This window comes from Geodermatophilus sp. DF01-2, assembly GCF_004571065.1.
Classification (GTDB): domain Bacteria; phylum Actinomycetota; class Actinomycetes; order Mycobacteriales; family Geodermatophilaceae; genus Geodermatophilus.
The window spans coordinates 1-11,031 of sequence record NZ_SPQN01000107.1 but is presented as its reverse complement, the minus strand read 5'-3'; the positions used below and the strand labels follow the sequence as shown (position 1 = coordinate 11,031).

Sequence of the window (11,031 nt, the reverse complement as noted above, 5' to 3'; positions counted from 1 at the left end):
CTCGACCTGGCGCGCCCGGCGCAGCAGTGCGTCGGCCTCCGCTCGCGCCGCGGCCCGCAGCCGGTCGGCCTCGCCGGCGCCGGCCTCGGTCAGCCGGACGGCCTCGTCGGCGGCCAGCCGCAGGATCTCGCCGACCCGCTCGGAGGTCCGCACCTGCTCGCGCCCGGCGGGCGAGCAGGCCAGCAGCCGGCGGGAGAGCTCCAGCTCCGCCGAGCAGGTGCCGTAGCGGGTGAGCAGGTCGTCGTTCTCCCCGCCGGCCCGCGAGCAGCTCGGCCTCGGCCCAGGCGACGTAGTTGTCCACCTGCAGGCGGTCGTAGCCGCGCAGCGCGGTGCGGAACAGCGGCCGGGGTTCGAGGAGGGCGTCGAGGTCACCGGCGAGGTGGGGCCGGCGGTGCGCTCCACCGGACGACGAGGGCTCCGGCTGCCCGGGACCGCCGCCGACCGCGAGCTCGTTGCGTCGGAACATCAGGGCCTTCCCTGCTCACCGCTGCCGGCGCGCCGACGCTGCCAGACGGCGGCGGCCCGGCAACCTCCCGCGACCACGGCGCGGCGGGTCGACGGCGTAGTCCCCCGCCTGCGTACCGGGTCGGCCACGGGGCGTGGTCGGCCCCGTCCATCGGCCCTCCTGCAGGCAGACGGACCCCGTCCTCCTCACCGTTCGCACGCGCACGGCGAGCCTCCGGACGGGCCGCGGCGTGCCCGGGAGGGGGCCGAGCGGCGAGGGCGGGAGGGTCCTCGTTCAGCGGTAGGCCGAGCCGCCGCGCAACCGGGCGCCGACGGCGACGACCAGCGGCGCGAGGACGACGCCGTCGCCCGCCAGCCGGGCCCGCAGCTGCCGCCGGTGCCGGAGCACGCCGACGAGACCGACCGCCCAGAACACGTACTGGACGGCGAACGCGGCGCGGAAGGCGTCCAGCGAGTAGTCGGCCGAGGCGCCCGGAGTCAGCACGTCGAGGACCGCCCCGACGGCCAGGATGGTGAGCAGCGAGGCCGCGAACCCGCCCACGTTGACCACGCCGCTGGCGCTGCCGAGCCGCTCGGCGGGGTTCCACGTCCGGGCGTAGTCGAAACCGATCATCGAGCCCGGACCGTTGGTGCCGAGGACGACGACCAGCAGCACGAGTACCGGGAGCGGGGCGGGCCCGGGCCAGAGCAGCACGACGGTCCAGGCGGTCGCCGTGGCCGCGAGGATGGCGAAGACCAGGGTCGACCGGCGCAGCGGCCAGCGCCCGCACAACCGGCCGAGCAGCGGGCCGACCCCGATGCCGACGACCACGAGCAGCGTGAGCAGGCCCGCCGCGGTGGCCGGGCTCAGGCCCTGGCCCACGACCAGGAACGGATAGCCCCACAGCAGCGCGAAGACCGTGCCGGAGAACTGGGTGACCAGGTGGGTGTAGAGGCCGATGCGGGTGCCCGGCTCCCGCCAGGTCAGCGCCAGGGTGCGCCGCACCTCCGCCAGCCCGGCGGGCGGGACCAGGACGGTGCCGGACGGGGCGTCGCGCAGGGCCACGACCACGAGGACGGCGACGAGGACGCTCACCGCGGCGGCGCCGAGGAAGGTGGTCTCCCAGGAGGTGGAGCACAGCAGCGCCACCAGGGGGTAGGCGGCGGCGATCTGCCCGAACTGGCCCAGGATGCCGGTGAGCTGGGTGACCAGCGGCACCGTGGGGCCGGGAAACCAGAAGCCGACCACCCGGAGCACGCTGACGAACGTCATCGCGTCGCCGGCACCGACGAGGACCCGTGCGGCGACCGCGGTCGGCACGTCGCCGGCCAGCGCCAGCGCCGCCTGCCCGGCGGCCATGGTGAGCGCCCCGGCGAGGATCAGCCCCCGCGAGCCGAAGCGGTCCAGCGCCACGCCCACCGGCACCTGCATGCCGGCGTAGACGGCCAGCTGGAGGACGAGGAACAGCGAGATCGCCGAGGCGCCCGCGTCGAACCGCTCCTGGGCCTGCACCCCGGCGACCCCGAGCGAGGCACGGTGGAAGACCGCGACGGCGTAGGCGGCGAGCGCCACGAGCCACACCGCGTAGGCGCGCGCCGGGCGGGGAACGGTCGGCGTGGTCACCCTCCGGAGGACGTCCCCGGGGTCGCCGGCCCTTCCCGCGACGCCGGTGAGATCGGTCACGTACCCGCGCGCCGCGCGCGACGCGCCGCCGGCCGGTCGGCGAGGGACCGGCGAATGATCTCCCCGGACCGGGGGCAGGAGGAGCGTCGTCCGCCGGGGCCCCACCGGCCGCGGCCCCACCAGACCCTGCCCGCCCGACGAGAGGAGCCCTCGATGGCGTCCGTCATCCACTACACCATCGCGACCGAGGCGGAGAAGTACGCCGACTTCCGCCGCGTGCTGTGGACCGGCAAGAACACCCAGCTGGTCGTCATGACCATCCCGCCGGACGGCGAGATCGGCGAGGAGGTCCACGAGGACATCGACCAGATCCTCACCTTCGTCAGCGGCACCGGGGAGGCGCAGATCTCCGGCAGCAAGAAGAAGGTGGCGCAGGGCGACCTGGTCGTCGTCCCCGCCGGGACGAAGCACAACTTCGTCAACACCGGGCCCAACCCGCTGGTCCTCTACACCGTCTACGGCCCGCCGGAGCACGCCGACGGCGCGGTCCACAAGACCAAGGAGGAGGCCGACGAGGCCGAGGAGTCCGGCAAGGACGAGCCGCCGACCGAGTGAGCGGAGCGGCTCCCGGAAGGACCCCCCGGCGGCCCCCTCCTCGGCCGGGCCGAGGAGGGGGCCGCCGGGGTCGGATCCACTGCGACAGACTCGGCGGCGCAGCGGCCGGCGTCGACCGAGGAGGGGCCTCCCCCATGGCAGCAGCGTCCACCCACTCCCCCGCCCATCCCGAGAGCGTCTTCACCTACGGGACGCCGCAGCTGAAGTACGGCCCCGGCGCCTCCGACGAGATCGGCTACGACCTGAGCCAGACCGGCGCGAACAGGGTTCTCGTCGTCACCGACCCGGGCGTGGCCGCGACGGGTCACCCGCAGCGGGTCGCCGACCAGGTGACGGCGTTCGGCATCGAGGCGCACGTCTTCGACGGCACCCACGTCGAGCCGACCGACGAGAGCCTGCGGGCGGCAGTCGAGTGGGCCCGCGCGCACGGCCCCTGGGACGCGATCGTGGCCGTCGGCGGCGGCTCGAGCATCGACACCGCCAAGGCGGTCAACCTGCTCACCACCAACCCCGGTGAGCTCATGGACTACGTCAACCAGCCGGTCGGCGGCGGCCGGGCGCCGGTGAACCCGCTCAACCCGCTGGTCGCCGTGCCCACCACGACCGGGACCGGCTCGGAGAGCACCACGATCTGCGTGCTCGACGTGCTCGCGCTGAAGGTCAAGACCGGCATCAGCCACGTCCGGCTGCGGCCCACCCTCGCCGTCGTCGACCCGGCGCTGACCCGCACCCAGCCGGCCGGGGTCACCGCGGCGTCGGGGATGGACATCCTCTGCCACGCGCTGGAGAGCTACACCGCCCGGCCCTACACCACCTTCGAGCGCAAGGGACCTGCGCAGCGGGTGCCCTACTGCGGGGCCAACCCGATCGCCGACATGTGGGCGGAGAAGGCGCTGTCACTGCTGGCCGGGTCCTTCCGCACCGCCGTCCGGGACGGCGAGGACACCGACGCCCGCGGAAGGATGGCCATGGCCGCGACCTTCGCCGGGATGGGGTTCGGCAACGCCGGCGTGCACATCCCGCACGCCAACGCCTACCCGGTCGCCGGCCGGGTGAAGGACTTCCACCCCGAGGGGTACCCGGGTGACGAGCCGATGATCCCGCACGGGATGTCGGTGGCGCTGACGGCGCCCGAGGCGTTCCGGTTCACCTTCGCCGCCGACCCGGAGCGGCACCTGCGCGCCGCCCGGCTGCTGGACCCGCGGGCCGAGCAGACCGGCGACCCCGCGGAGTTCCTGCCCACCGTCCTCATCGCGCTCATGCGCGACATCGACATCCCCGGCGGCATCGGGGCGGTCGGCTACGGCGAGGGCGACATCCCGGACCTGGTCGAGGGCACGATGAAGCAGCAGCGGCTGCTGGCCACCGCGCCCCGGGACGTCACCGAGGAGGACGTGGCCGGCATCTTCCGCCGGTCCCTGACGCTCTGGTGAGCGCCGTCCCCGCCTGACCAACCTATGAGATCGAAGTCAAGTCCAGGCCCGGGGTGATCTTGGGCAGGTTGGGATAGCTCGCCGGCTGGCCCGGTCGAGCGGATCTTGGTCGGTCGTTGGTTGCGCGCTGCTGTGGGCGGTACCTGTGCCCGTCTCCCGGCCCTACGTAGCGTTCAAGCGGGTTGTTCCCGACAGCCTTCATCCGGGCTTGGAGGGAGACAGGCGGGGCTGCCCATGGTCAGTTGCGGGATGTGATCCCGACGGCAATGCGGGCTCGCCCCGCCCGTGGTCAGCGGGCGCGCATCAGGCGGCGGTGGCGACCTCCTGTCCTGCGCGGTTGATGCCGGCGGCGATGGCCGGATCCCAGGCGGTGCCGGTGGTGATCACCGCGTGCAGCTGGCGCAGCAGGCTGCCGGCGACCGCGATCCGGGCCTGGGCGTCGGTGAGCCGCCGTTCGGCTCGGCCGGTGAGGGCGGCGTGGCGGGCGGCCAACACCGGGTTGTGGTGCAGCAGCCCCGAAGACCGCCCGCCAGGCGGCCAGGCGCAGCTCGGGGTGGGGTCGGGCCGGCAGCACCGACCCGGGGTGCGCCGCAGCACGGGCGCCGCAGGGCGGTCACGGCGCGGTGATCGCGGGTGACGCCGCCGCCGATCTGGCGGCGGCGCCGCCCGGCGGACCTGCGCGGTCAGGTCACGCGACCCCGCTCGAGGGACGGCGAGGACGTGCAGGTCGACGTCGTACCGGCCCCTCCTGAGCCTCTGCGAGCCCGGCCTTCTCCTCGGCGGGCTCCCTCCTACCAGGAGGGGGACCTCCTCTCAGGCGCGCGGGCCGCCGGCGGCGTAGACGACCTGCCCGGAGACGAAGCCTGCACCCTCGCTGACGAGGAAGGAGACGAGGTGGGCGATGTCCTCGGGCTGACCGACCCGCTGGACCGGGATCTGCGCGGCCGCGCCCTTGATGAAGTCCTCGAACGGGACCCCCATGCGCTCGGCGGTGGCCTTGGTCATCTCGGTCTGGATGAACCCGGGCGCGATCGCGTTGGCGGTGACGCCGAACTTGCCGAGCTCGATCGCCAGGGTCTTCGTGAAGCCCTGGAGACCGGCCTTGGCCGTCGAGTAGTTGGCCTGACCGCGGTTGCCCAGGGCCGAGACGCTGGAGAGGTTGACGATCCGACCCCACTTGGCGTCGATCATGTGCTTCTGGACGGCACGGGTCATGAGGAACGCACCCCGCAGGTGCACGTTCATGACGACGTCCCAGTCGACCTCGGTCATCTTGAAGAGCATGTTGTCGCGGGTGACGCCGGCGTTGTTGACCAGCACCGTCGGCGCGCCCAGCTCGGCGGCGACCCGGGCGACCGCGGCCTCGACCTGCTCGGCGTCGCTGACGTCGGCACCCACGGTCAGCGCCCGTCCCCCGGCGGCCTCGATGGCCTGCACGGTGTCCTTGCCCGCGACTTCCTCCAGGTCGAGCACGCCCACGGCGAAGCCGTCCTGCGCCAGCCGCAGCGCGGTGGCCGCGCCGATGCCCCGCGCGGCTCCGGTGACGATGGCCACGCGGTTGCTGCTTGCCTCAGTCATGGATCCCTCTCTCGTCTCTACGTCGTCCGATGCGCTCCCGACACGGTACGGGCGGCCGCCGCGGCCCTTACCCACGGGTAGCCGGCGGCGCGCCGAGCACGGGGGACGACCCCGGGCCGGACGCATGTGACGACTCAGGGCCAGATGCTGGCGACGACGATCGCGGCCACCGCCAGCTGCACCGCGGCGAGCACCAGGCTGGCCGGGTGGAACGCCACCTCGGTGACGTGGCTGCCCAGCCTGCCCGGCGTGATCAGGTCGAGCACCAGGAACGCCACCGCCTGCAGGACGACGCCGAGCACACCGAACACCACGGTGTAGAGCAGCGCCTGACCGAAACCGCTGGTCGCGTTGGTCCAGATCGCGGCGAAGATGACCAGGCCCTGGCCGAGGAAGCCCGCCGCCAGCACGACCCCGGCGTTGACCGACCGCTCCTCGTGGATCTGCCGGCCGAGGTGGCCGGGGGTGAGCAGGTCGAGCACGAGGAAGCCGAGGGTCAGCAGCGCGATGCCGACCCCGGTGTAGGCGACGGCGTAACCGATGCTGGCCAGCACGGGAGACCTCCGGGGGCACGCGGGGACGAGGGCGGGGACGTGTCTACCGCACCGCGTCCGTCGGTCCGCCCCGGCGTGCCGGGTCGGGGACCGGCGCACCCGCCGGCGCCGAGACCGTCAGCCGGCCGGGACGACGTCCACCCGGTCGAACCCCTCCGCCGTCGACGGCGGGACGAACCGCCGGGCGGTGCCGTACAGCCCGGCCGGCGGGACCCGGGCACGGCCCTCCCGCGCGTCGTTCCGCGCTGCGCAGGTCACCAACGGGGTGTCCAGCCAGACCGCGCGGACGCCGGCACCGGCCATCCGGGCCGCGGCGACCAGCGGCGCCCGGTCCTCCGGGGTGGGGTTGGTGTTGTCGACCACGACGCTGCATCCCTCGGCCAGCAGCTCGGCGACCACCCGCCGCTGCCGGGCCTCGCGGCGCCGGGCGTTCGGCCAGTGGTCCTTGCTCACCACGGCGTGCGTGCCGGCCAGATGCTCCCGCACCCACGTCGACTTCCCGCTCCCCTGCAGGCCGGCCATCACGACCAGCTCCTGCCCCCTCCCGGGCACCCGGCCCTCTCCTGGCACGCCCCCAGCGCGCGAAGGGCTCGAGGAGAGGGTCCTTCCCCGAGGGGTGGAGCAAGGACCCCCTTGCCCCCCACCGCTCGCAAGCTCGCGGCAGGACCCTGCAAGGGGGCCGGGGACCTCGGTCAGGCCGTCCGGCGCAGCGGCGCCACCCCGGCGTCGTCGTCCAGCGCCGGCCGGGGCGCCGGGTGCTCCACCAGGGCCAGGACCCGCCCCGCCATGAACCGGGCGGTGCGGACCGGGGTGCCACCTCGGGTGGTCTCGGTGACCTCCACCAGCCCGCGGCCGTGGCTCACGTCCACCCGCCGCCCGGCGCGGGTGGCCTCGATCTCGTACGTGCGGGTGCTGCCGCCGGCGTCGATCACGATCTCGACACGGTCGCCCTTCATCTCCACCTCCGAAGACGCCTCGTCGGGCCCTGCACCCGACATGGTGACAACGTCCTCCAGGGGTCCGACATTCCGCGCTGACCTGCGGTTTCAGTCGTCCGGCGGGCGCCGGTGCGGCCGCGGGACGTGCAGCGCGCGGACGGAGGCGAGCGCGGCCCGCCGGGTGTGCGCCCGCTGCCGGGCGCGGCTGGTGCGGGGAGCCCGGGGCTCTTCGCGCAGCAGCGCGTCCAGCCAGTGCCCCCGCGGGTCGACGTCCACGAGCAGGGCCTTGAGCAGCAGGGTGAGCGGGATGGCCAGCAGCGCGCCGAGTGCGCCCAGCACCCAGCCCCAGAACAGCAGCGCGACGAAGGTGACGGTCATCGACAGCCCGACCGAGTCGCCGACGAACCGGGGCTGGATGAGCGTCTGGACGACGAAGTTGAGCAGCGCGTAGACCGCGATGACGACCCAGAACTCGGTCCACCCGCCGTCCAGGAGGGCGAGGATCGCCGGGGGCACCAGGCCCAGGACGAATCCGACGTTGGGCACGTAGTTCGTGACGAAGGCCAGCAGCCCCCAGATCACGGGCAGGGGGATGCCGATGATCGCCAACGCGACGGTGTCCCCCACCGCCACGATCGCGCCGAACACCGTGCTCACCCACAGGTAGCTGCGGGTGCCACGGGCGAACAGGCCCAGCGCGATCGGCAGGTGCGGACGGTCGGCGGCGATCAGCGCCAGCCTCCGGCCGAACCCGCCGGACTCGATGGCCAGGAACACCAGCGCCGCCAGCAGCAGGACCAGCGTGGAGGCGGCGTCGGTGGCGCGGGCGAGCACGCCGGTGGCCACGCCCACCAGCTGGCTGTAGTCGAACTGCGCGACGAGGTCGGAGAGCTGACCGGACACGATGCCGCGGTCGTTGAGGTCGCTCACCACCGAGGCGATGAGCGCCTCGGCCGACCCGGCGTAGTCGGGCAGCAGCGCCGCGAACTGGGCTATCGACACCACCAGCAGGGCGACGAAGCCGAGCAGGACCGACCAGACGAGGAGGAGCAGCACCGTGGCGCCGGCCCACCGCGGCCAGCCGTGCCGCTGCAGGAAACGCTGCACCGGCATGAGCGCGATGACCACGACGAGGGCGAGCAGCACCGGTCCGACCAACCAGGCGATCGACCGCAACCCGGCGATGGCGATGGTGGCGGTGGCGGCGCCGATCAGCAGGACCATCCAGCGCGGCATGCCCCCGGTCGACGGGCCCACGTCCTCGTCGGGCAGGACATCGGGCAGGACATCGGGCATGGCATCGGCCGCGACACCCGCCTCCGCGGCCGCCCGGGCCTCGGCCGCGGCCCTCTGGACCTCCGCGGCGGCGGCCGGGGACAGCCCCGTGGCGCCGTTGGCAGCCGGAGTGCCGGCCCCGGTGCCCCGCACACCACGCTGGGCGACCACCGTCGGCCCCCTCAGCCCGGGACGCGGACGCGGCGCGGGGCGTGCCCGCCGGCCGCTCCCGCGACGACCGGATGCCGGCCGACCGGGAACGTGTCCATCCCGATCATGTGCCCACTGACCTCCTCCACACGGCGCCGACGAACCCGCGGCGCGCAGCCTGGCACGCCGGGCCGGCCGGCTCAGGGACGCACACCGTCCAGCAGCACCGTCATCGCCGGCAGGTCGAAGAACGCCGCCGTCTCGCGAGCACTGGGGCCGCCGGCGTCCGGGTCGGCCCCGGCCGCGAGCAGCGCGCGGACGGTCTCCTCCGACTGCTTGAAGACCGCCGCGGCGAGGGCCGTCTGCCCACGGTCGTTGACCCGGCCGGGGTCGGCGCCGCGGGCCAGCAGCGCCGCGACGGTCTCCGGGTGGCCGCGGTAGGCGGCCAGGATGAGCAGCGTGTCGCCCTTGTCGTTGGTCAGGTTCGCCGGCACCCCGGCGTCGACGTAGGCGGCCAGCTCCTCGGTCGCCCCGCCTCGGGCGAGGTCGAAGACCCGGCCGGCCAGCTCGATGACGCCCGGCTCGATGCCGCCGCTCTGCTGCTCGCTCATGCGGTCGAGCGTAGGAGATCGACGCCGCCGCGGAGCCGGCGCGGACGTCAGCTCCCGGCGACGCGATCGGTGAGCGCCAGCATGCGGCGCCAGACGTCGGCGCAGGCCTCGGCCCAGTCGCCGTACGCGCGGTCGAAGAAGGAGTGCGGGGCACCGTCGTAGACGGCGGTCTCCACCGCGGCTCCCCCGGCCCGCAGCCGCTCGGCCAGCGCCAGCTGGTCGGCCACCGGCGTCGCGGCGTCCGCGCCGGCGACCACCATGAGCGTCGGGCGCCGGGCGGGCGCATCGCCGGATACATCCGGCTTGCCGTAGAAGCCGACGCAGGCGGCGATGTCCGGACCGCTGTCCAGGTCGCTGCCGGCCAGCCGCCAGGAGTGGCTGCCGCCGAAGCAGAACCCCACGGTCACCACCGGCAGGCCCGGCCGGGTGCGCTCGCGCAGGTAGCCGATCGCCGCCGCGACGTCGGAGTCCACGCCGGCCGGGGTGACCTGCGGAACGTGTCCCTGCCAGTCGAAGTCCTGGTCGCGGGTGCCGGTCTCCGGCAGCTCCGCCGTCCGCCCGAACCAGTCGACGGCGACGGCGGGCAGGCCGGCCTCGGCGAACCGCTCGGCCAGCGCCACGTAGTACGGGTGCAGCCCGCGGACGTCGGGCAGCACGACGACGCCGGCCCCGGCCGGGGCGGCGGGTGCGGCGTACGCGGCGGCGACCTCGGTGCCGTCGGCGGACGTCAGGGTCAGGGTGCCGCGCTCGGCGACGTCCCCGCTCCTCGGCGGGGCGGGCGGGCGGCTGTCGATGTCGTGACACATGCCGCCGGTTCTACCGGGCGCGACGGCCGCGCGCCCGGCCGGGCCCGGCTCAGGTGTCGGCCGCGGCGTCGGCCGCGCCGGGGGACCCGCCGAAGACCCGGGCGGCGACCTCGCGGCGGACGTCGGCCAGCCAGTGGTGTTGCTTGTCGGCCTGGTCGATCAGCCGCTCGAACAGCGCGGCGTCGATGCGCGGATCGCCCTCGCCGAGCGCGCGCAGCGTCTCGAAACCCGCCCGCTTGGCCAGCACCGCGGTGGCGATGAACTCGAACTCGACGAGGTCGGACAGCGGGGAGCGGCTGAGCAGGTGACCGTTGAACTTGACCCGGGACAGCTTCTCGCCGACCCACACCGCGGCCTGCTTGTACTGCCGCACCGGCAGGCCCAGGGCCGTCATCGTGTTCCGCAGCGCCGTCCGCTCCTCGCGCAACTCGTCGAGCAGCTCCTCCAGCCGCGACTCGTAGGGGGTGCCGCGGTGCTCGCCGAGCATCCGGCTGACCAGCTCGATGCCGCCCGTGGCCGAGGCCAGGTGGTCGTTCGTGTAGACGCGGAGCAGGTCGGCGTTGCGGATCCCGCCTGGCGCGGTCGGCTCGGACACGGGTTCCCCCAGGGACGGCGCGGATGTTGCGCCCCCATTCTCGCCGGGTGGTGATCGCTCCGCGCGGCGGCGGGCGCTCAGGACCGCAGCAGCACCGCCACGCCCACGCACGCCACCGCCCACAGCACGCTGGCGAGCGTGCCGATGATGAAGCGCTCGGCGGCGGCCGGGGCCTTGAGCTCGGCGTAGCGGCCCAGGCCCTTGACCGCGAGGACGACGGCGAGCCCCTCGGGCCAGCCGGCGAGCAGCGTCCCGGCGACGGCGGCCCGCTCGAGCACCCCGATCCAGGCGCCGCCGAGCGCTTCATCATCGGCACGCTCGCCAGCGTGCTGTGGGCGGTGGCGTGCGTGGGCGTGGCGGTGCTGCTGCGGTCCTGAGCGCCCGCCGCCGCGCGGAGCGATCACCACC

The 11,031-nt window shown here is 74.7% G+C and carries 12 protein-coding genes and 2 pseudogenes; 2 read left to right on the top strand and 12 right to left on the bottom strand.

Going from position 1 to position 11,031, the window contains the following annotated elements:
* Positions 1-402: pseudogene (locus tag E4P41_RS22390) on the bottom strand (hypothetical protein); the annotation flags it as partial.
* A gap of 337 nt (positions 403-739) precedes the next feature.
* A complete protein-coding gene (locus E4P41_RS19665; protein ID WP_135142924.1) occupies positions 740-2,068 on the bottom strand; it encodes an MFS transporter in 1,329 nt (442 codons plus the stop codon).
* A gap of 213 nt (positions 2,069-2,281) precedes the next feature.
* Here E4P41_RS19665 and E4P41_RS19660 point away from each other — a divergent pair, with 213 nt between their 5' ends.
* A complete protein-coding gene (locus E4P41_RS19660) occupies positions 2,282-2,683 on the top strand; it encodes a cupin domain-containing protein (RefSeq protein WP_135142923.1) in 402 nt (133 codons plus the stop codon).
* 134 nt (positions 2,684-2,817) lie between these two features.
* A complete protein-coding gene (locus E4P41_RS19655; protein WP_135142922.1) occupies positions 2,818-4,116 on the top strand; it encodes a hydroxyacid-oxoacid transhydrogenase in 1,299 nt (432 codons plus the stop codon).
* Between the two features lie 303 nt (positions 4,117-4,419).
* Here E4P41_RS19655 and E4P41_RS19650 read toward each other — a convergent pair whose 3' ends face one another.
* The 10 genes and pseudogenes from E4P41_RS19650 to E4P41_RS19600 all read right to left on the bottom strand — a co-directional run.
* Positions 4,420-4,611, bottom strand: coding sequence for a hypothetical protein (locus tag E4P41_RS19650; RefSeq protein WP_135142921.1), 192 nt, complete (start codon positions 4,609-4,611; stop codon positions 4,420-4,422).
* Between the two features lie 318 nt (positions 4,612-4,929).
* Entirely contained in the window at positions 4,930-5,694 is a 765-nt protein-coding gene (gene fabG / locus E4P41_RS19640; RefSeq protein ID WP_135142920.1) for a 3-oxoacyl-ACP reductase FabG, read from the bottom strand.
* A 134-nt stretch (positions 5,695-5,828) separates the two neighbouring features.
* Complete coding sequence (locus E4P41_RS19635; RefSeq protein WP_135142919.1) at positions 5,829-6,248, bottom strand: DUF350 domain-containing protein; 420 nt, start codon at positions 6,246-6,248, stop codon at positions 5,829-5,831.
* A gap of 117 nt (positions 6,249-6,365) precedes the next feature.
* Positions 6,366-6,800 (bottom strand): ATP-binding protein, encoded by a 435-nt coding sequence (locus E4P41_RS19630; RefSeq protein WP_245177501.1) that lies wholly within the window; start codon positions 6,798-6,800, stop codon positions 6,366-6,368.
* A 140-nt stretch (positions 6,801-6,940) separates the two neighbouring features.
* Positions 6,941-7,204: a hypothetical protein gene (locus E4P41_RS19625; protein ID WP_135142918.1), complete on the bottom strand. Its 264-nt coding sequence runs from the start codon at positions 7,202-7,204 to the stop codon at positions 6,941-6,943.
* A gap of 90 nt (positions 7,205-7,294) precedes the next feature.
* On the bottom strand, positions 7,295-8,632 hold the full coding sequence (locus E4P41_RS19620) for an AI-2E family transporter (RefSeq protein ID WP_245177500.1): 1,338 nt from the start codon (positions 8,630-8,632) through the stop codon (positions 7,295-7,297).
* A gap of 179 nt (positions 8,633-8,811) precedes the next feature.
* Positions 8,812-9,222: an ankyrin repeat domain-containing protein gene (locus E4P41_RS19615; RefSeq protein ID WP_135142917.1), complete on the bottom strand. Its 411-nt coding sequence runs from the start codon at positions 9,220-9,222 to the stop codon at positions 8,812-8,814.
* 47 nt (positions 9,223-9,269) lie between these two features.
* Positions 9,270-10,028 carry a dienelactone hydrolase family protein gene (locus E4P41_RS19610; RefSeq protein WP_135142916.1) on the bottom strand — a complete coding sequence of 253 codons (759 nt, stop codon included), beginning with the start codon at positions 10,026-10,028 and terminating at the stop codon, positions 9,270-9,272.
* Between the two features lie 49 nt (positions 10,029-10,077).
* Positions 10,078-10,623: a hypothetical protein gene (locus E4P41_RS19605; protein WP_135142915.1), complete on the bottom strand. Its 546-nt coding sequence runs from the start codon at positions 10,621-10,623 to the stop codon at positions 10,078-10,080.
* A gap of 77 nt (positions 10,624-10,700) precedes the next feature.
* A pseudogene (locus tag E4P41_RS19600) lies at positions 10,701-11,031 on the bottom strand (hypothetical protein); the annotation flags it as partial.